Here is a 19,835-nt window from a genome sequence, read left to right as displayed (position 1 = left end):
CCCCGGCCCGGTCAGTCGGCGAACGTCGGTTTCTGTTTGCTCATGTGCGCCGCCACAGCCACGCGCAAATCTTCGGACTGCAGCATGGCGGCGTTCCAGGTGGCGATGTACTCCAGGCCATCATCGATGCGATGGTCACGCATGTAGCTGAGCATCTCCTTGGTGCCCGCCACAGCGATCGGTGATTTTGCGGCAATCTCGCGGGCAATGGCAAAGACCCCGTCGAGCAATGCAGCCTGATCATCATAGACCCGGTTGACCAGGCCGATGCGCAGCGCCTCATCGGCCGCAACGTTACGCCCGGTGAAGGCCAGCTCGCGCATGATGCCGTCGCCGATGATACGTGGCAAACGTTGCAGGGTGCCGACATCTGCGGCCATGCCCATGTCGATTTCCTTGATCGAGAACTGCGCGTCCGTGCTGCAATAGCGCATGTCGCAGGCCGATACCAGGTCGATGGCTCCACCAATGCAGTAGCCCTGGATGGCCGCCAGCACGGGCTTGCGGCAGTTGTCCACGGCATTGAAGGAGGCCTGCAGACGCAGGATGGTGCGGCGCAGCAGGCGCGCGTTACGGCCAACGTCCTTGCCCATCTGGCCGGCCAGCGAGGCCAGCATCATCAAGTCGATACCCGAGGAAAAATGCTTGCCCGCACCGCTGATGACCACGGCGCGCACCGCATCGGTGTCGTCGATCCACTGGAAGATATCGACGATCTCTTCCCAGAAGGCAGCATTCATGGCGTTGATCTTTTCAGGGCGGTTGATCTGCACATGGGCGATGTTGTCGGTCAGTTCGACCTTGAATGCGCTGTACTCGGTCACGGGCTGCACTCCTGCGGAGAAAAAGGTTCACTGCGAGGATGTTAACTCAGCCTGGTTGCCGTACTTGTGCCAAAAACGGGACTTGCCCGGGTTGCTCGGGTGCGTGTCGATAGAGGTTTGCCCTGCACAAAAAAACCATACAACTTTTGCCCCGCACACGCATCGAAACACAGGTAAGCTCTTCATCCCTTTCCAGGAGGTTTGCCATGGCGATGCGTACAGCCCTGATTGTTTCCTGCATGACACTGGCCCTGGCGGGCTGCGCCGGTTCGAGCGATGAGCATCGCGCGCCACCGACCACACAGCAGGTCGACCTGCAGCGCTACCAGGGTACCTGGTACGAACAGGCGCGCTTGCCAATGTTCTTCCAGCGCAACTGCGTGCAGTCTGAAGCCAACTATGGCTTGCGCGAAGACGGTCGCATCGATGTGACCAACCGCTGCAAGGAAAAGGACGGCCAGTGGAACGAGGCCAAAGGCATTGCCGAAGCCCAGCAGCCGGGCAAGACCGACAAGCTGTGGGTCACCTTCGACAACTGGTTCAGCCGCCTGGCGCCAAGCTTGACCAAGGGCGAGTACTGGGTGCTGTATCACGACAAGGACTATCGCGTAGCACTGGTCGGGCATCCCAACCGCGAGTACCTGTGGCTGCTGTCGCGCACCCCGGTCATCAACGACCAGACCCGCGAGCAGATGCTGGCCATTGCCCAGAAACAGGGCTATGACACCAGCGAGCTGATCTGGCGGCAGGGCGATGATGCAGTAAAACCCTGATTCATCGACGCCCTGGTTCGTTCGGGCCAGGGTGAGCGCCTAATCAAACTTGGAGTCAGTCATTGGACCTGCTGTTTCTGGGCACCTCGGCCGGGGTGCCCACCAAGGCGCGCAACGTCAGTGCCACCGCCGTGATCGAAGCCAGCGGCAGCCACTGGTACCTGGTCGATTGCGGCGAAGGTACGCAGCATCAACTGCTGCATACCCCATTGTCGGTCCGCGACCTGCGCGCCATTTTCATCACCCATGTACACGGCGACCATTGCTTCGGCCTGCCGGGCCTGCTGGCCAGCGCCGGCATGAGCGGGCGCACGGCGCCGCTGGACCTGGTGCTGCCGGCCGCCTTGCACGACTGGGTGCGCCTGAGCCTGGCCGCCAGTGATTCCTTCCTGCCGTTCGAGCTGCGTTTGCTGGCGGTCGAGCAGCTGGGCGAATGGCGAAGCGATACGCTTGCGGTCAGCACCGTACAGCTGTCGCACCGGGTGCCCAGCGTTGCTTTCGTGTTCACCGAGCTGAACCCCGAGCCGCGCCTTGACGTGCAGCGCCTGGATGCCGAAGGTATCCCGCGTGGCCCGCTGTGGGGCGAGCTTGCCAAGGGCCTGACGGTAGAACACGCGGGGCGAATGCTGCATGGCCGGGACTACCTGCGCGCCTCGCGGCCGGCACGGCGGGTGATCGTCTGCGGCGACAACGACAACCCCGAGCTGTTGGCAGAGGCGGCGAAAGACGTTGATGTGCTGGTGCACGAAGCGACATTCACACAACCGATCATCGCCCGCACAGGTGTGAGCTTCGGCCACAGCAGTGCGGCAGCGGTGGCGCGCTTTGCCGAAACGGCCGGTGTGCGCAACCTGGTGCTGACGCACTTCAGTGCCCGCTATCAGCCGGACCCTCGGCGCAGCCCGTGCATTGACGAGGTAAGGGAAGAGGCGCAGGTCCATTACAGCGGCAACCTGACCCTGGCCCAGGACCTGCAGCGTTACCACATCGGGCGCGATGGGTGCCTGGGCCGCGTCACGGGTATCTAGCAAATCACAATCGACATGATCGTCGTTCTCCATCGGTTTTAGGATTACGGGCCGGTGATGGGACGCTCAGGCATCAAGCCGCCAGCCGCCCGCTGGCGATCGCCTCCGACGCCGCCAGCATGGCCCGCAGCAACACCGCACAGCCCGCGGCCAGGTCTTGCGGGGTGGCGTTCTCGATTTCGTTGTGGCTAATGCCGTTTTCACAAGGCACGAAGATCATCCCCGCCGGCCCCAACTCGGCCAGGAAGATCGCGTCATGCCCTGCCCCGCTGACGATATCCATGTGCGGCAGGCCCAAGGTCTGCGCAGAATCGCGCACGGCATCGACGCAACTGCGGTCGAAGTACAGCGCTGGAAAGTCGGCCGTAGGGATCAGTTCATGGCTCAGCCCGTGCTTGGCACAGGTGGCCTCAATCACTGCCCGCACGTCGGCGATCATCGAGTCCAGCCGCTCACCTTCGAGGTGACGAAAGTCCAGGGTCATGCGCACTTCGCCCGGGATCACGTTGCGTGAGCCGGGGTAGGCCTGCAGGCAACCGACCGTGCCACAGGCATGCGGCTGATGGCCCAGCGCTGCCCGGTTGACCGCCTCCACCACTGCCGCAGCGCCGACCAGTGCATCCTTGCGCAGGTGCATCGGCGTAGGACCGGCATGGGCTTCAACGCCGCGCAGGGTCAGGTCGAACCACTTTTGCCCCAGCGCCCCAAGCACCACACCGATGGTCTTGGCCTGGTCTTCAAGGATCGGTCCCTGCTCGATATGGGCTTCGAAATACGCGCCTACCGGGTGGCCAAGCACTGCCCGCTGGCCGGCGTAGCCGATGGCAGTCAACGCCTCGCCCATGCTCACGCCCTGGGCGTCACGCTTGGCCAAGGTTTCCTCCAGGGTGAATTTGCCGGCAAACACCCCCGAGCCCATCATGCAGGGCGCAAAGCGCGAGCCTTCCTCGTTGGTCCATACCACTACCTCCAGCGGTGCTTCGGTCTCGATGCCCAGGTCATTGAGCGTGCGGATCACCTCAAGGCCCGCCATCACCCCAAAGCAGCCATCGAACTTGCCCCCGGTGGGCTGAGTGTCGATGTGGCTGCCGGTCATCACCGGTGGCAGCTTGGGATTGCGGCCTGGGCGGCGGGCAAAGATATTGCCGACGGCATCGACACTGACGCTGCAACCGGCAGCCTCGCACCACTCGACGAACAGGTCGCGGGCCTGGCGGTCGAGGTCGGTCAGCGCCAGGCGGCAGACACCACCCTTGGGTGTGGCACCGAGGCGGGCGAGGTCCATCAGCGATTGCCACAGGCGCTCACTGTTCACGTGCCGTTCAGTCGATAGCAGGGCTTGTTGGGCTGCGGTCATAGGTCAGGCCTCCTCAGGCGTTTTTGTTGTCTGCATTGATCACAGGCTGCACTGGCCCACGCACCGCCAAGCCGCCCAGGGCGTAGTACAGCACCCCGCCAAGCAGCGACCCGGTGAACCAGCCATAGTCGTAGAACCAGCTGAAACTGCTGTTACCAATGGCCATCACGGTCAGTGCCACAGGCAGCGCAAAGGCGGCAAACCCTGCCCAGTTCCAGGCCGGATAGATGTCATCACGGTACAGGCCGGCCAGATCCAGCTTCTGCCGACGGATCAAGAAGTAGTCCACCACCATGATCCCGGCAATCGGCCCAAGCAGGCTGGAGTACCCCAGCAGCCAGTTGGAATAGACGCTCTCCAGGCTGATGTCGGAAACGATCCAGCCGAGTTTTTTCAGCAGCTCGTGGCTCATCAGCGCCAGGCCGATGAAGCCTGTCAGCCACACGGCGCGGCTGCGCCCGATCAGGCGCGGGGCAATGTTCTGGAAGTCGTTGGTCGGCGAAACGATGTTGGCCGCAGTGTTGGTCGACAGCGTGGCGATGACGATCAACGCCATGGCCAGTGCCACCCAGCCCGGGCTCTGGATCTTGCCGATCAGGCTCACCGGGTCGGACACCGTTTCACCTACCAGCGACGCCGAGGCGGCGGTCATCACCACCCCCAGGGAGGCGAACAGGAACATGGTCAGTGGCAGGCCGAAGATCTGCCCGAGAATCTGGTCTTTCTGGCTCTTGGCGTAGCGGCTGAAATCCGGAATGTTCAGTGACAGCGTGGCCCAGAAGCCGACCATCGCAGTCAGCCCGGCGCAGAAATAACTCACTACGCTCGCCCCTTCCGGGCGCTTGGGTGGCTGGGCCAGCAGCTCGGTCATCGACATGTGCGGCAACGCCCAGAACAACAGGCCAAAGCCGACTGCCACCAACAGCGGCGCCGACAAGGTTTCGAGCCATTTGATAGATTCTGCGCCGCGCAACACCACCCACAGGTTAAGGGCCCAGAACACCATGAAACCGATCACTTCGCCCGTGCCACCCAGCGCTTTCCAGTCATCGAAGATCGAGCCCAGGAACAGGTGAATGGCCAAGCCGCCGAACATCGTCTGGATACCGAACCAGCCACAGGCAACCACCGCGCGTATCAGGCACGGCACGTTGGAGCCGAAGATACCGAACGATGAACGCAGCAACACAGGGAAGGGAATGCCGTACTTGGTGCCTGGGAAGGCGTTGAGGGTGAGCGGGATCAGCACGATGAGGTTGGCCAGCAGGATCGCCAGCAGCGCCTCGCCCACGCTCAGGCCAAAGTAGGCCGTGAGCACGCCGCCCAGGGTGTAGGTAGGCACGCAGATGGACATGCCCACCCACAATGCGGTGATGTGCCATTTGTTCCAGGTGCGCTGGTGCACTTTTGTGGGGGCGATGTCGTGGTTGTAGCGCGGGCTGTCGAGCACGTCACTGCCTGCGGACAGCTCGAACAGGCCATCCTGCTCGATCACTTGCGATCTGCTCTGTTGCATGGGGCCTTCTCCAGATTTTTCTAATTGTCTGCTCATCGGGCTAACGCGATGGCCGGAGTACATACACCACCAGTACTGCTCCTTCGGTCCGGCCTGGCGGTTGTGGCCGTACTCAAAATACGTGCCGGGCCGGCCTTCGCCTACCCGGCCGGCCGCCGCCGACCACAGGTAATCAACTGATCTGCAAGGCATTAATCCGCTTGAGGCGATGGCACGGTCATTCCATCGCCTGCCGCTTTCAGCGCCATGGGCCGGCCCTGGCTTCTGCATCAGGTTTCAAACTGGTGCAGCCTGGTTTTTCAGTGGCGCTCCCTGCGCCTCCCAGCCAGGTTTCAAGCAGCTGATTTTGCATGGAAAATCTTGACCAATTTGGCTTCTTGTCAAGTGCGTCAAAATGGTGAAAGGCCTCACCATTTTGGTGATTATTGAAATTAATCTTTAAAAAACAATTATTTATAGACGTTATAAGCTCATAAATTATTTTCTTGAACAATCCACAATGAGCATCTAAATTCCATTCTTGTCAGGCCTGACAGGATTGAAATTCATCCTCCAGCCACTGGCGCATAACAATTGAAGAACCGGCACAGACCGGTCAGCCTGCGAGGAAGACGGCATGTCCCTGTTGATCCGTGGCGCCACCGTGGTCACCCACGACGAGAGCTACCCCGCTGATGTCCTGTGTGTCGATGGCAAGATCAGCGCCATTGGCAAAGACCTCCAAGCCCCTACCGACTGCGAGATCCTCGACGGTAGCGGGCAGTACCTGATGCCCGGCGGCATCGACCCGCACACCCACATGCAGCTGCCCTTCATGGGCACAGTGGCCAGCGAGGACTTCTTCAGCGGCACTGCCGCAGGGCTGGCCGGCGGCACCACTTCGATCATCGACTTCGTCATCCCCAACCCTCAGCAGTCGCTGCTGGAGGCCTTTCACACCTGGCGTGGCTGGGCACAAAAGAGTGCGTCCGATTACGGCTTTCACGTTGCCATCACCTGGTGGAGTGAGCAGGTCGCCGAAGAAATGGGCGAGCTGGTCACCCAACATGGCGTGAACAGCTTCAAGCACTTCATGGCCTACAAGAATGCGATCATGGCGGCCGACGACACCCTGGTCGCCAGCTTCGAGCGCTGCCTGCAATTGGGCGCGGTACCCACCGTGCACGCCGAGAACGGCGAGCTGGTCTACCACCTGCAGCAAAAACTGCTCGCCCAAGGGCTGACAGGCCCCGAGGCGCACCCGTTGTCGCGCCCCTCGCAAGTCGAAGGCGAGGCGGCCAGCCGCGCCATCCGCATCGCCGAAACCATCGGTACGCCGTTGTACGTGGTACACATCTCCAGCCGTGAAGCGCTGGACGAAATCACCTATGCACGGGCCAAAGGCCAACCGGTCTACGGTGAAGTGCTGCCCGGGCACCTGCTGATCGACGACAGCGTCTACCGTGACCCGGACTGGGCCACCGCCGCCGGGTATGTGATGAGCCCTCCCTTCCGCCCGCGCGAGCATCAAGAAGCCCTGTGGCGCGGCCTGCAGTCGGGCAACCTGCACACCACCGCCACCGACCACTGCTGCTTCTGCGCCGAGCAGAAAGCCATGGGCCGCAACGACTTCAGCCGCATCCCCAACGGCACTGCCGGCATCGAAGACCGTATGGCGGTGTTGTGGGACGCTGGCGTCAACAATGGGCGGCTGTCGATGCATGAATTCGTCGCGCTGACCTCCACCAACACCGCGAAGATCTTCAACCTGTTCCCGCGCAAGGGCGCCATCCGCGTCGGCGCCGATGCCGACCTGGTGCTGTGGGACCCACAGGGCACGCGTACCATCTCCGCGCAAACCCACCACCAGCGTGTTGACTTCAACATCTTCGAAGGCCGCACCGTGCGCGGCATTCCCAGCCACACCATCAGCCAGGGCCGCGTGGTCTGGGCCGATGGCGACCTGCGTGCCGAACCTGGCGCGGGGCGTTACGTGGAGCGCCCGGCGTACCCCTCGGTGTACGAGGTACTGGGCCGCCGCGCCGAGCAGCAGCGCCCGATACCCGTCCAGCGCTGAAGCTGTTGGGGCTGCTGCGCAGCCCATCGCCGGCAAGCCAGCTCCTACAGGGGAAGCATCGCTCCCAGGGACATCACTGTACCTGTGGGAGCCGGCTTGCCGGCGATCGGGGCGCATGGTGCCCCCACCTCAAGCCCGATAAAAAAAGAGAGGCTACAACCGTGATCGATGCCCTGAACCACTTGCCGCGCCCCCGGGCCGGCGCCGACCAGTTGGCCGAGCAATTCAGCGACCTCGCGCCGCCCCTCACCGCCCGCCAGGCAGCGGTGGAAAGCGCTCGCTGCCTGTATTGCTACGACGCACCCTGTGTCAATGCATGCCCCAGCGAGATCGACATTCCCTCGTTCATTCACCGCATCAGCGACGAAAACCTGCAAGGTGCCGCCGAGCGCATCCTTTCGGCCAACATCCTGGGCGGCAGCTGCGCCCGCGTGTGCCCCACCGAGATTCTTTGCCAGCAGGCCTGCGTGCGCAACAACGCCCAGGAATGCGCACCGGTATTGATCGGCCAGCTGCAGCGCTATGCCCTGGACAATGCAGGGTTCACAGAGCACCCGTTCAAACGCTCGCCAGCCACCGGCAAGCGTATTGCCGTGGTCGGCGCGGGCCCCGCCGGGCTGTCCTGCGCACATCGCCTGGCCATGCATGGCCACGAGGTAGTGGTGTTCGAGGCCTGCGACAAGGCCGGCGGCCTGAACGAGTACGGCATCGCCCGCTACAAGCTGGTGGACGACTATGCCCAGCGCGAAGTGGAATTCCTGCTCGGTATCGGCGGCATCGAAATGCGCCACGGCCAACGCTTGGGCGACAACCTGAACCTGACAGAGCTGCGCGATCAGTACGACGCGGTATTCCTCGGCCTTGGCCTGAACGCCATACGCCAGCTCGGCCTGCCTGGCGAAGAGGCGCCCGGCATGCTCGCCGCCACCGACTACATCCGTGAGCTACGCCAGGCGGATGATCTTTCGCAACTGCCACTGGCAGAGCGTTGCCTGGTGATCGGAGCCGGCAACACCGCTATCGACATGGCGGTACAGATGAGCCGCCTGGGTGCCCGCGATGTCAACCTGGTATACCGCCGCGGCTACGCCGACATGGGCGCAACCGGCCACGAGCAAGACATCGCCAAGGCCAATCAAGTGCGCCTGCACACCTGGGCCCGCCCCGACGCCGTACTGCTGGACGACGACAACCGCGTGCGGGGCATGCGCTTCGCCCGCACCGAATTGGCTGATGGCCGCCTGCGCGACACCGGTGAGACCTTCGAGCTGGCCGCCGACGCCATCTTCAAAGCCATCGGCCAACGCTTCGACGAACAAAGCCTCAACGACCCGCTAGCGGCGCAACTGGCCCGCGACGGCGAGCGCATTCGCGTCGACGAGGGCATGCGCACCAGCCTGCCGGGCGTCTACGCCGGTGGTGACTGCACCGCCCTGGGCCAGGACCTTACCGTCCAGGCCGTGCAACACGGCAAGCTGGCCGCCGAAGCCATCCATGCCCAACTCATGCTCAATGTGGAGGCTGCATAAATGGCCGACTTGTCTATCGTATTCGCCGGCATCAAGGCACCCAACCCCTTCTGGCTGGCCTCTGCACCACCAACCGACAAGGCCTACAACGTAGTACGCGCCTTCGAGGCCGGCTGGGGCGGCGTGGTCTGGAAGACCTTGGGCGAGGACCCGGCAGCGGTCAACGTGTCGTCGCGCTACTCGGCGCATTACGGCGCCAATCGGCTGGTGCAGGGCATCAACAATATCGAGCTGATTACCGACCGCTCGCTGGAAATCAACCTGCGTGAAATCACCCAGGTGAAGAAAGATTGGCCAGACCGTGCGCTGATCGTCTCGCTGATGGTGCCGTGCATCGAAGAATCATGGAAATTCATCCTGCCGCTGGTGGAAGCCACCGGCGCCGACGGGATCGAACTGAACTTCGGCTGCCCGCATGGCATGCCCGAGCGCGGCATGGGCGCGGCGGTCGGCCAGGTGCCGGAGTACGTGGAAATGGTCACCCGCTGGTGCAAGACGCACTGCGCGTTGCCGGTGATCGTCAAGCTCACGCCCAACATCACCGACATCCGCCAGTCGGCGCGTGCGGCTCATCGCGGTGGCGCCGATGCCGTGTCGCTGATCAACACCATCAACTCCATCACCAGCGTCGACCTGGACCGTATGGTTGCCCACCCGATCGTCGGTGATCAGAGCACCCACGGCGGCTACTGCGGCTCGGCGGTCAAACCCATCGCCCTGAACATGGTCGCCGAGATTGCCCGCGACCCACAAACGCGCGGGCTACCGATCTGTGGCATCGGGGGTATCGGCAACTGGCGTGACGCGGCCGAGTTCATTGCCTTGGGCAGTGGCGCGGTGCAGGTGTGCACTGCGGCGATGCTGCACGGTTTTCGTATTGTCGAGGACATGCAGGACGGTTTGGCGCGCTGGATGGACCAGCACGGGCACCAGAACCTCGAAGCATTCCGCGGCCAGGCCGTGGCGCACACCACCGACTGGAAGTACCTGGACATCAACTACAAATCGGTGGCGCACATCGACCAGGATGCCTGCATCGGTTGCGGGCGCTGCCACATCGCCTGTGAGGACACATCGCACCAGGCCATTGCCAGTACGCTGAAGGCTGACGGGACCCATGCCTATAGCGTGATCGAAGACGAATGTGTGGGCTGCAACCTGTGCCAGATCACCTGCCCGGTGGAAAACTGCATCGACATGGTGGCGCAGGATACCGGCAAGCCATACCTGAACTGGACGCAGGACCCGCGCAACCCCTACCGCGAAGCGAGCTGACGCCTGGGAATCGCTGGGGCCGCTTTGCGGCCCTTTCGCGACACAAGGCCGCTCCTACACGAAACCGCGATGCACTCATCAAGGCTCCAGGCCGATACCGCGCAGGATCACACTCGTCACCGTCTGTACCGCACTCTCGAACGCCAGGTCCGACAACGGCTCACCGCCATTGAGCACAGCCACCTGGTAACCGAAGTCGGCATAGTGCTGGGTCGAAGCCCAGATCATGTACAGCAGCGCCGAAGGCTCCACCGGCAGGATGCGCCCCTCCTCCACCCAGCGGCGAATCTTGTCTACCTTCAGCTTCGCCCAGGGCACCAGGCTGTCATCCAGGCTCACCCCAAGCAGCGGCGCGCCATGCAGCATCTCTTCGGCCCAGATCTTCGAGCCCAGCGGGCGTGAGCGCGAATGGCCCATCTTGGCGCGAATGTAGCTGGTCAGCACCACTCGCGGGTCGTCGAAGTTCTCGAAGCACAGCGCATCCTGTTTCCACACATCCAGCAGGTCCTGCAGCACCGCGCGAAACAGCTCATCCTTGGTGCTGAAATAGTAATGCAGGTTGGAGCGCGGCAGCTCGGCCTGTTCGGCGATATCACCCATGGACGTTGCGCCGTAGCCTTTCTCGGCGAACACCTTTTCTGCGGCCACGAGGATTTTCTCGATATTGCGACGGCGAATTTCGATCTTGTGGTTGGCCATCAGAATTGCGATGCCCTGACTGCCAGCCTATGGCGACGAACGCTCATGCGTATTCCTTGTCGATTGCTCTTGGCACTAGTCTACTCCGGTCATTTCGCTGAATACGAGTAGCCATGCCCTTCAACCACACTGGGCCCGATCCCTTGCCGGGCACTGCGCCCGGTGCAGGTTCAACGCCGTGTTGATGATGCCGATGTGGCTGAACGCCTGGGGGAAGTTGCCCAACATGCGCTTGCCTGCCGGGTCGTACTGCTCGGCCAGCAGGCCCACGTCATTGCACAGCCCGGTCAGCTTCTCGTACAGCGCCTGCGCCTCGCCCTGGCGCCCCAACAGCACATACACATCGGCCAACCAGAACGAACACACCAGGAAAGTCCCTTCACCCGGCGTCAGGCCGTCACTGCAGCGGTCACTGTCATAGCGCATCAGCAAGCCGTTTTTCAGCAGGCGCTGCTCGATCTGTTCGAGCGTGCGCAGAAATCGCTCATCCTGGGCCGGCAGGAACCCGGTGAGGGCGATCTGCAGCAGGCTGGCGTCCATTTCGCTCGAGCCATAGGCCTGGACGAAATGCAGGCCTTTGGCATCGAGCCCCTGCTCACACACCTCACGGCGGATCTCATCTGCCACCTGCCGGTAATACTGCCCGCGCTCACTGCCCTCCTCGGTGGTCTCAGCCAACCCCGCCGCGCGGTCGAATGCGACCCAGGCCATGACCTTGGAATGCACGAAGTGCTGCCTGCCACCACGCACCTCCCAGATGCCTTCGTCCGGCTCACGCCAGATGCGCTCCAGGTAGGGCATGATCAGGCGGGAAATCGCCGCACTGCGTGGGTGCCTGGGCAATCCGCCCTTTATCGCCTGGGCCATGGCGTCGGCGACCTCGCCGTAGATGTCCAGTTGCCTCTGCTGAGCGGCAGCGTTGCCCACCCGCACCGGCTGCGAGTGCTCATACCCGGCCAGCCACGGCAGGGTGTATTCCTGCAGGTCTCGCTCGCCCGCCAGGCCGTACATGATCTGCATCTGCTCCGGGTTGCCGGCCACCGAACGCAGCAGCCACTCACGCCAGGCCTGCGCTTCGTCGAAGTACCCCAGGTTCATGAACGCCAGCAGGGTCATGGTGGCATCGCGCAGCCAGCAGAAGCGATAGTCCCAGTTGCGCTCGGCCGATGCTTTCGGGCAGCGAGGTGGTGACGGCCGCAACGATGCCACCGGTAGGGGCATACGTCATGGCCTTGAGGGTGAGCAATGAACGGCGCACGCTCGCGCTGTAGGGGCCGACGTCCGGGCAGCGGGCGGCAAAGGCCTGCCACTGGCTGACGGTGTGCTCCAGGGCATGTTCGATATCGCAGTCGGGTTGTACCGGCAGGTGCGAAGGTTGATGCCGCAGGCTGAACACCTGGCGCTCACCGGCGCACACCCGAAAGCGCGCGACAGTGTGGTGGTCGCGGGCGTGCGAGGCCACCGTGCTGCACAGGATCAGCCGGTCGGGACCGGCGACGGCGCTCAGGGTCAGGGGGTCGAGCTTTTCCACCCAGGGTACGCTGCGGCCGTAGTCGAAGCGCATCACCAGGTCCATTTCAAAGTTGGTTTCGCCGGCAATGCCGTCGACGATGCGCACGACCGAATTGATGTCGTCCAGCGGCATGAAGTCCAGCACACGGGCGCGGCCACTGGCAGTCACCCAGGTGGTTTCCAGCACCAGGGTATCTTGCTGGTAGCGCCGGCTGACATGCTCGATGGAGTCGCTGGGGGCCAGGCGCCAGCGACCGTTTTCTTCATTGCCCAGCAGCGCCGCGAACACGGCCGGGGCATCGAAGCGTGGCAGGCACAGCCAGTCGATGGAACCGTCACGGCTGACCAGGGCGGCACTGCGGCAGTTGCCGAGCAGCGCATAGTCTTCGATGTGGGCAGGCATTGGATCTCCTTAATGCAACTGTCTGGCCCACACAGTGGGCCGTGCGATCATCCCAACCGGTGCCACTCGCGCTTGTCACGGGTCAGCAACTCATTGCCAGCCTCTGGCCCATCCTCGCCCGCCGGGTACTCATGCACCTCGCCGTCCTGCGCCCAGGCATCCAGAAACGGCTGCACCGCACGCCAGCCGTTCTCGATGTTGTCGGCACGCTGGAACAAGGTCTGGTCGCCGGTCAGGCAGTCGTAGATCAAGGTCTCGTACCCCGTGGCCGGGGTCATCTTGAAGAAATCCTTGTAGGCGAACCCCAGCTCGACGTTTTCCATCACCAGTTCCGGGCCCGGGCGCTTGGCTTGCAGGTCGAACCACATGCCTTCGTTGGGCTGGATCTGGATCTTCAAGTAATTGGGCTTGGGCCGCTCCAGCTCGGATTCGCGAAACTGAGCATAAGGCGCAGGCTTGAAGCAGATGGCAATCTCGGTATCGCGCACGCTCATGCGTTTGCCGGTTCGCAGGTAGAACGGCACGCCAGCCCAGCGCCAGTTGTCGATCATCACCTTCAAGGCCACGTAGGTTTCGGTCTGACTGTCGGCCGCCACCCTGTCTTCCTGGCGATACCCGGCCAGGCGCTTGCGGCCCTGCTTGCCCGCGGTGTACTGGCCGCGCACGGAGTTCTTCAGTGCCATCTTCGTCGACCAGGGACGGATAGCGCCGATCACCTTGGCTTTTTCGCCGCGCACGGCATCTGCGCCAAAAGCTGCAGGCGGCTCCATGGCAACCATCGCCAGCAACTGGAACAGGTGGTTGGGCACCATGTCGCGCAAGGCACCGGTGTGGTCATAGAACCCACCGCGAGTCTCGACGCCCACCGTTTCGGCGGCCGTGATCTGCACATGGTCGATGTAGTGGTTGTTCCAGAACGACTCGAACAAGCCATTGGAAAAACGGCTGACCAGGATGTTCTGCACCGTCTCCTTGCCCAGATAATGATCGATGCGGTAGATCTGCCGCTCGCTCATCACTTTGAGCAGGCAGGCATTGAGCGCCTCGGCACTGGCCAGGTCGGTGCCGAAGGGTTTTTCCACCACGACCCGGCGGTAGCCACCACCAGACTCGTCGAGCAAGCCGGCATCACCCAGGCGCTGGGCAACCTCGGGGAAAAAGCGTGGCGAGGTGGCCAGGTAGAAAATGGCGTTGCCATGGCTGGTCTTGTCGATGCGCTTGGCCAGCGCGGTATAGGTGGCCGGGTCCAGGAAGTCGCCGGTCTGGTAGTCCAGGCGCTTGGCCAGGCGCGCCCAAAGTTTTTCGTCCAGGCACTTGGCAGCGCCCTCGCCGCCCTTGTCGCGTTCACGCATGAACGCATGCAGACGCTCGGCGAACTCCTCGGCAGTGGCGGCATTATGGTCCACACCAACGATGCGCAGGTTGCGGTCGAGCAGGCCATCCCGGCCCAGGTTGTACAGCGCCGGCATCAGCAGGCGCTTGACCAGGTCACCGTTGGCACCGAACAGGAACAAGGTACAAGGGCCAGCTGCAGGAGTGGTCTGTTCGGTCATTGGCCTTTCTTCTCGACGTGGCCACCGAAGCCCAGGCGCATGGCCGAGAGGACCTTGTCGCCGTAGGTGCCTTGCTGCTGACGTGAGCGGAACCGGGCGAACAGCGCGCTTGACAGCACCGGTACCGGCACGGCCTGCTCGACTGCTGCGTCGATCGTCCAGCGGCCTTCGCCACTGTCCGACACCGAGCCGCTGAACTGCGCCAGGTTCGGGTCGGCCACCAGGGCATCGGCGGTGAGGTCGAGCAGCCAGGAGGTGACCACGCTGCCACGGCGCCAGACCTCGGCGATTTCGGCGACGTTCAGGTCGAAGCGCTGTTCTTCCGGTAGCTCATCGCCGCCTTTGCTGCGCAGCAGGTCAAAGCCTTCCGCGTATGCCTGCATCAACCCGTATTCGATGCCGTTGTGCACCATCTTCACGTAGTGCCCGGCGCCGGGCGGGCCTGCATGGATGTAGCCATGTTCTGCGCGGTCGTGCTCACCTTCGCGCCCCTGGGTCCGCGGAATGTCGCCAACGCCCGGCGCCAGCGCCTTGAACAAAGGCTCCAGGCGCTCGAACACGTCTTTCTCACCGCCGATCATCATGCAGTAGCCACGGTCCAGGCCCCACACACCGCCAGACGTACCGACGTCCAGGTAATGCAGCCCTCGCTTGGCCAGTTCGGCGGCGCGTCGCATGTCATCCTTATAGAAAGTGTTGCCACCGTCGATGATCGCATCGCCCGGCTCCAACAGTTCGGCCAGTTGCGCGATGGTCTGCTCGGTAGGTTCGCCCGCCGGCAGCATTACCCATACCGCCCGCGGTGCCTTGAGCTTCTGCACGAGTGCACCAAGGTCATGAGCACCTTGGGCGCCCTCGCCCTCCAGCCCGACGACTGCATCACGGTTACGGTCGTGCACGACCGTGCGGTGCCCGGCGCGCATCAGCCGCCTTGCAATATTGCCGCCCATGCGGCCCAGCCCGACGATTCCCAGTTGCATGAGCCGATGCTCCCCTTGAAAAAATGAATGACAACACAGTCCAGCGTTTCAGATTAGTCCAGCACACCGCCCGAGGGTTCAGCGACGAACGGCGAGACAACGTTAAACAAAAAAGTTCCAATGAGCAGTGAAAGAATTCAGAATGCCGCCGCGTGAAGCGACTACGCTTTGATTGTCACCAGCCAAAACCGCGAGGTGTTTACATGGGTACCTTGATGCCTGCCACTCCAACCCAGACCCTCTATGTCTCCGTGCGCCGTGATGAGCTGCGTAAATTGAAGGACGAACGCGATCAGCTGCGCCAGCAAGTCGCTCAGTTGCACATGCAACTGGAGCGGGCGCGCTCCGGCGATGAATCTGTAAGCCTCTGATTCATTCTCTCCCCTGGTGGGGGCGTTAACGCTCCCACACTGCTGGCCCCACAGAAAAAAGTTTGAATTGGGAACGATTCGCGTTTATCGTGCGCGCTTTCTCCTTTCACCTGGCCGGGGCGTTGCATGGCAGTGCATGAAACGGATGCGATCATTCCGCTTGAGGTCCTGTATGACGCCCAGCGCGGCTGGCTGCACAGCTGGCTGAAGCGTTCCCTGGGCTGCTCGCAGCAGGCCGCAGACCTGGCCCAGGACACGTTCGTACGCCTGTTGGTGCGCAACCAGCCGATCAGTACCCAGGCGCCCCGCGCTCTGCTGGTACGCATCGCCCGCGGCCTTGTGGTCGACCATTGGCGGCGCGACGCACTGCAGCGCGCCTACCTGCAAACCTTGGCGCAGTTGCCCGAGGCCAGCTACCCCTCCCCGCACGTGCGCCACGAGGCCATGCAGTGCCTCGAGCGCATCGCGCAAATGCTCGATGGCCTCAAACCCACCGTGCGCGACGCCTTCCTGCTATACCAGCTGGGTGGCCTGACCCATGCGCAAATAGCCGAACGGCTAGGGGTTTCCAGCCGCACGGTAGAGCGCCACGTGGCCAACGCGCTGCTGCACTGCTACCGGCTGTGCTTCGAGTGACCGCCGCGCCAGAGCGGCTGCCTGAAGCCATCGTGCGTACGGCCATCGAGTGGCAGATGCGCTTGCGGGCCAGCCCGGGCAATGTCGAGGTGTTCAGCCAGTTCAATGCCTGGCGGCTTTGTGATACACGGCATGAACTGGCCTGGCAGCGCATGCAGCAGGTCAGCGGGCACTTTCACAATGGGCATCTGCCCGATGCCACTTGCACGGCCGCTGTGCTGCGCCAGGCCGACATCGACCTGAGCCGCCGCCGCACCCTCAAGCTGCTGGGCCTGGGCCTGACAGCGGGCGGCGCCACGCTGCTGATCGGCACTGCGCCCCCCGCGTGGCGTAGTGACGTCACCACCGGTGTTGGCGAACAGCGGCAGTTGCGCCTGAACGGCGACATCCAGTTGCAATTGAACACGGACAGCGCCGTTGACCTGCATGGCAGGGAAATCCGCCTGCGCAGTGGCGAAATGTTGGTCGATGGCGCCGACTGGCGCGTGCGCTGCCAGCAGGGCGTTTGCGACGGCCACCAGGCGCGTGCCGTGCTGCGCGAGCGCGATGGTTACAGCGAGTTGCACGTCGAGCGTGGTGAAGTGCTGGTAACTGCCGCTGCCGGCCGGCAGCGGGTGCAGGCTGGCAGCGGCCTCGCCCTCTACCCCACGCGACTGGCGTCTCTGGACGCCGGCGTTCTTGATCCGTTCGCCTGGAGCCGCGGCCTGCTGATCGTCAACGACATCCCCCTGGCCGACTTCCTCGCCGAGGCAGCTCGCTACCGCCGTGGCTGGCTGCGCTGCGACCCGGCAGTGGCCGACCTGCGCCTGTCGGGGGTGTTCCACCTCGACCAGCCGGGGGCACTGCTGGACAACATCGCCCACTTGCTGCCTGTACGTATCGACCAACGCACACGCTGGTGGGTACGTATTTCAACCCAGGCATGAAAAATCTGTCGGACTTCACGCGCTCATCCGGTTAGGGATGATCACCCCTTGAATGGATCGCTTCATGCTGCCTGCCCGACCGCCCCGCTGCTCCCGAACCTTGTCACGTGCCGTGTACCTTGCGTTGGCCCTGCACGCCGGTGGTGCGCTGGCCGCCACAGCGACCGCGCCGAGCATCCCGGCAGGCCCGCTGGGGCAGGCGCTGAGTGCCTTCGCTGAACGTGCCGGGATCACCCTGTCCTTCTCGCCGGAGGCCGTGCGCGGCCTGAACAGTCCCGGGCTGGCCGGTGGTGGCCCGCTGGAAGACGGGCTAAACCAACTGCTCAGTGGCAGTGGCCTGCAACTGCACAAGTCCAGCGCCGGTTATGTGGTGCTGCCCAGCCAGGGCGACGCCAGCTTGCAACTGGAGCCGATCAGCATCGACGCAACCGCCTCGCAAAGCGCCTTCGCGCCCGTCGAGGGCTACTTCGCCAGCAACGCCAGCAGCGCCACCAAGACCGACCGGCCCATCCTGGAAACCGCGCAGAGCATCAGCGTGGTCACCGCCGAGCAGATCGCCGACCGCAAGGTCGACCGCGTCGAGGATGCCGTGGCCTACACTGCCGGTGTACGGGTAGGAGCATCAGGCCTGGACCCACGTTTCGACATGATCAGCATCCGTGGCTTCGAAACCACCATGGGCGCGGACTTTCTCGATGGCCTGCGCCAACCCGGCAGCGGCTGGTTGTCGCTATACCAGACCGAAGCCTACAACCTGGAGCGCATCGAAGTGCTCAAAGGCCCGTCGTCGGTGATGTACGGGCAGATCAGCCCCGGCGGCATGGTCAACCGGGTCAGCAAACGCCCTGGCCTGCAGGCAAAAAACGAAGTGCAGATCCAGTCGGGCAACTACAACCACCAACAAGGGCAATTCGACCTGGGTGGCAAGCTGAACGAGTCCGGCGACCTGCTATACCGCGTTGTGGGTGTGTACCGCGATGCCGAAAACTATATCGAGCAGTTGAACAACGACGTGCGCCTGATCGCACCCTCGCTGACCTGGCAGATCGACCCAGACACCAGCCTGACCCTGCTGGCGCAATACCAGGAACGCGAGACAGCCGCCTCACCGATGCTCTACCAGCAGGGCGAGCACCTGAGCAATTTCTGGCAGGGTGACGAGTACTTCGACAAGCTGCAACAGCGCCAATGGACCTTTGGCTACGAATTCGAGCACATCTTCAACGACACCTTCAGCCTCCAGCAGAACCTGCGTTACGGCCAGGTCGATACCACCAACCAGTACCTGCAACCTTATCAGGAGCGCGAGGGGCACATTCTCGACCGCGATGCCATCGGTGTGTACGAAGACATGTCGAGTGTCTCGGCCGATACGCGCCTGGTCAGCCGTTTTGCGACCGGCACCCTGCACCACACCTTGCTGACCGGCGTGGACTACGGCTGGATCGACACCTCATTGCTGTATGCCAGCGGCCCGGCGCCGTCGATCGACCGCTTCGCGCCCGACTACCACCAACCTGTCGCCAAACCGGGTACGCCGCTGGCGGACGAAGATGGCCTGGAGCAACGCACCGGCCTGTACCTGCAGGACCAGATCGACCTCGACCGCTGGCGGCTTTCGGCCGGCTTGCGCCGCGACTTCGTGCATGTACGGCGCAGCGACAACCTCAGCGGCATCAACCGCAAGACCAGTGACTCAGCCACCACTGGCTCGGTCGGCGCGCTCTACCTGTTCGACAACGGCCTGGCACCCTACGCCAGCTACGCCACCTCGTTCCAGCCACAGAGTGGCAGCGGTGCCTACAAACCCACCGAAGGCGAACAATACGAAGTGGGCTTGAAGTACCAGCCACCAGGCAGCGCAACGATGCTCACCGCCTCGCTGTACCACCTGACCCAGAAGAACGTGCTTACCCGCGACCTGGCCAACCCGATCAACAGTATCGCCACTGGCGAGCAGGTCTCCAAGGGCTTGGAACTGGAAGCCGTTTCCGACCTCAGCGACCGGCTGAAGATGACCGCCAGCTACAGCTTCAACGACCCCGAAGTGACTGAAAGCAACGATGGCAATGAAGGCAAGCAGCCACTGGACGTTCCCCGCCATCTTGCTTCTGTCTGGCTCGACTACCGCCTGCCGATGGGCGTAGGCGTCTCTGGCGGTGCCCGCTACACCGGCAGCAACTACGGCGATGCACAGAACACCGTGAAGAATGAAGGCTACACACTGGTCGATGCCGGCGTGCACTACGACTTCGGCGGCGGCCTGGATGGCGTTCGCCTGGCGCTCAATGCGCGCAACCTGTTCGACAAACGCTATATCAACTGCCAGCAGGGCTACTGCTACCGGGGTGAAGCGCGCAGCGTGGTCACCAGTCTGAGTTATCGCTGGTAAGGGGG

General features: G+C 63.2%; 15 protein-coding genes and 1 pseudogene. 9 read left to right on the top strand and 7 right to left on the bottom strand.

What is annotated here, in order from left to right; all coding sequences use genetic code 11:
- Positions 1-11: 11 nt before the first annotated feature.
- Entirely contained in the window at positions 12-824 is an 813-nt protein-coding gene (locus tag JET17_RS09400; RefSeq protein WP_012313741.1) for a crotonase/enoyl-CoA hydratase family protein, read from the bottom strand.
- Between the two features lie 206 nt (positions 825-1,030).
- Here JET17_RS09400 and JET17_RS09395 point away from each other — a divergent pair, with 206 nt between their 5' ends.
- Together JET17_RS09395 and JET17_RS09390 are read left to right on the top strand one after the other, a co-directional pair.
- A complete protein-coding gene (locus JET17_RS09395; RefSeq protein ID WP_012313740.1) occupies positions 1,031-1,597 on the top strand; it encodes a lipocalin family protein in 567 nt (188 codons plus the stop codon).
- 62 nt (positions 1,598-1,659) lie between these two features.
- Complete coding sequence (locus JET17_RS09390; RefSeq protein ID WP_012313739.1) at positions 1,660-2,625, top strand: ribonuclease Z; 966 nt, start codon at positions 1,660-1,662, stop codon at positions 2,623-2,625.
- 73 nt (positions 2,626-2,698) lie between these two features.
- Here JET17_RS09390 and JET17_RS09385 read toward each other — a convergent pair whose 3' ends face one another.
- Complete coding sequence (locus tag JET17_RS09385) at positions 2,699-3,982, bottom strand: Zn-dependent hydrolase (RefSeq protein WP_012313738.1); 1,284 nt, start codon at positions 3,980-3,982, stop codon at positions 2,699-2,701.
- A gap of 13 nt (positions 3,983-3,995) precedes the next feature.
- Complete coding sequence (locus tag JET17_RS09380; RefSeq protein ID WP_012313737.1) at positions 3,996-5,498, bottom strand: NCS1 family nucleobase:cation symporter-1; 1,503 nt, start codon at positions 5,496-5,498, stop codon at positions 3,996-3,998.
- 616 nt (positions 5,499-6,114) lie between these two features.
- On the opposite strand from JET17_RS09380, the gene hydA reads away from it, so the two are divergent.
- The 3 genes from hydA (at position 6,115) to preA (ending at position 10,358) form a co-directional block, all read left to right on the top strand.
- Positions 6,115-7,554, top strand: a complete 1,440-nt coding sequence (gene hydA / locus JET17_RS09375; protein ID WP_012313736.1) for a dihydropyrimidinase — start codon at positions 6,115-6,117, stop codon at positions 7,552-7,554.
- Between the two features lie 161 nt (positions 7,555-7,715).
- A complete protein-coding gene (locus JET17_RS09370; protein WP_012313735.1) occupies positions 7,716-9,083 on the top strand; it encodes an NAD(P)-dependent oxidoreductase in 1,368 nt (455 codons plus the stop codon).
- Positions 9,084-10,358, top strand: coding sequence for an NAD-dependent dihydropyrimidine dehydrogenase subunit PreA (preA, locus tag JET17_RS09365; protein WP_012313734.1), 1,275 nt, complete (start codon positions 9,084-9,086; stop codon positions 10,356-10,358). It abuts the gene before it with no gap.
- Between the two features lie 78 nt (positions 10,359-10,436).
- On the opposite strand, the gene JET17_RS09360 is transcribed toward preA, so the two are convergent.
- The 4 genes and pseudogenes from JET17_RS09360 to gnd all read right to left on the bottom strand — a co-directional run bounded on the left by JET17_RS09360 (position 10,437) and on the right by gnd (position 15,505).
- Complete coding sequence (locus tag JET17_RS09360) at positions 10,437-11,057, bottom strand: TetR/AcrR family transcriptional regulator (RefSeq protein WP_012313733.1); 621 nt, start codon at positions 11,055-11,057, stop codon at positions 10,437-10,439.
- Between the two features lie 120 nt (positions 11,058-11,177).
- Positions 11,178-12,972: pseudogene (locus JET17_RS09355) on the bottom strand (glycoside hydrolase family 15 protein).
- Positions 12,973-13,019: 47 nt separating this feature from the next.
- Positions 13,020-14,525 (bottom strand): glucose-6-phosphate dehydrogenase, encoded by a 1,506-nt coding sequence (gene zwf / locus JET17_RS09350; RefSeq protein ID WP_012313732.1) that lies wholly within the window; start codon positions 14,523-14,525, stop codon positions 13,020-13,022.
- Positions 14,522-15,505: a phosphogluconate dehydrogenase (NAD(+)-dependent, decarboxylating) gene (gene gnd / locus JET17_RS09345; RefSeq protein WP_012313731.1), complete on the bottom strand. Its 984-nt coding sequence runs from the start codon at positions 15,503-15,505 to the stop codon at positions 14,522-14,524. The genes zwf and gnd overlap by 4 nt, the downstream gene beginning before the upstream one ends.
- A gap of 203 nt (positions 15,506-15,708) precedes the next feature.
- On the opposite strand from gnd, the gene JET17_RS09340 reads away from it, so the two are divergent.
- The 4 genes from JET17_RS09340 (at position 15,709) to JET17_RS09325 (ending at position 19,830) form a co-directional block, all read left to right on the top strand.
- A complete protein-coding gene (locus tag JET17_RS09340) occupies positions 15,709-15,876 on the top strand; it encodes a DUF6026 family protein (protein WP_012313730.1) in 168 nt (55 codons plus the stop codon).
- Between the two features lie 126 nt (positions 15,877-16,002).
- Positions 16,003-16,512 carry a sigma-70 family RNA polymerase sigma factor gene (locus JET17_RS09335; protein ID WP_012313729.1) on the top strand — a complete coding sequence of 170 codons (510 nt, stop codon included), beginning with the start codon at positions 16,003-16,005 and terminating at the stop codon, positions 16,510-16,512.
- Entirely contained in the window at positions 16,509-17,438 is a 930-nt protein-coding gene (locus tag JET17_RS09330; protein ID WP_012313728.1) for a DUF4880 domain-containing protein, read from the top strand. Before JET17_RS09335 ends, JET17_RS09330 begins: the two co-directional genes overlap by 4 nt.
- Before the next feature lie 64 nt (positions 17,439-17,502).
- Positions 17,503-19,830 carry a TonB-dependent siderophore receptor gene (locus JET17_RS09325; protein ID WP_150105119.1) on the top strand — a complete coding sequence of 776 codons (2,328 nt, stop codon included), beginning with the start codon at positions 17,503-17,505 and terminating at the stop codon, positions 19,828-19,830.
- The last annotated feature ends 5 nt before the right edge of the window (positions 19,831-19,835 follow it).

Source organism: Pseudomonas putida, assembly GCF_016406145.1.
GTDB lineage: Bacteria > Pseudomonadota > Gammaproteobacteria > Pseudomonadales > Pseudomonadaceae > Aquipseudomonas > Aquipseudomonas putida_E.
The sequence above is the reverse complement of the archived record's forward strand: the minus strand, read 5'-3'. Positions and strand labels throughout refer to the sequence as shown.

Bases quoted from the DNA above. Each gene is read 5' to 3' on its own strand.
- JET17_RS09395 (WP_012313740.1), top strand. From the start codon at position 1,031: ATGGCGATGCGTACAGCCCTGATTGTTTCCTGCATGACACTGGCCCTG.
- JET17_RS09385 (WP_012313738.1), bottom strand. From the start codon at position 3,982: ATGACCGCAGCCCAACAAGCCCTGCTATCGACTGAACGGCACGTGAAC.
- JET17_RS09380 (WP_012313737.1), bottom strand. From the start codon at position 5,498: ATGCAACAGAGCAGATCGCAAGTGATCGAGCAGGATGGCCTGTTCGAG.
- hydA (WP_012313736.1), top strand. From the start codon at position 6,115: ATGTCCCTGTTGATCCGTGGCGCCACCGTGGTCACCCACGACGAGAGC.
- preA (WP_012313734.1), top strand. From the start codon at position 9,084: ATGGCCGACTTGTCTATCGTATTCGCCGGCATCAAGGCACCCAACCCC.
- JET17_RS09360 (WP_012313733.1), bottom strand. From the start codon at position 11,057: ATGGCCAACCACAAGATCGAAATTCGCCGTCGCAATATCGAGAAAATC.
- zwf (WP_012313732.1), bottom strand. From the start codon at position 14,525: ATGACCGAACAGACCACTCCTGCAGCTGGCCCTTGTACCTTGTTCCTG.
- gnd (WP_012313731.1), bottom strand. From the start codon at position 15,505: ATGCAACTGGGAATCGTCGGGCTGGGCCGCATGGGCGGCAATATTGCA.
- JET17_RS09340 (WP_012313730.1), top strand. From the start codon at position 15,709: ATGGGTACCTTGATGCCTGCCACTCCAACCCAGACCCTCTATGTCTCC.
- JET17_RS09335 (WP_012313729.1), top strand. From the start codon at position 16,003: ATGGCAGTGCATGAAACGGATGCGATCATTCCGCTTGAGGTCCTGTAT.
- JET17_RS09325 (WP_150105119.1), top strand. From the start codon at position 17,503: ATGCTGCCTGCCCGACCGCCCCGCTGCTCCCGAACCTTGTCACGTGCC.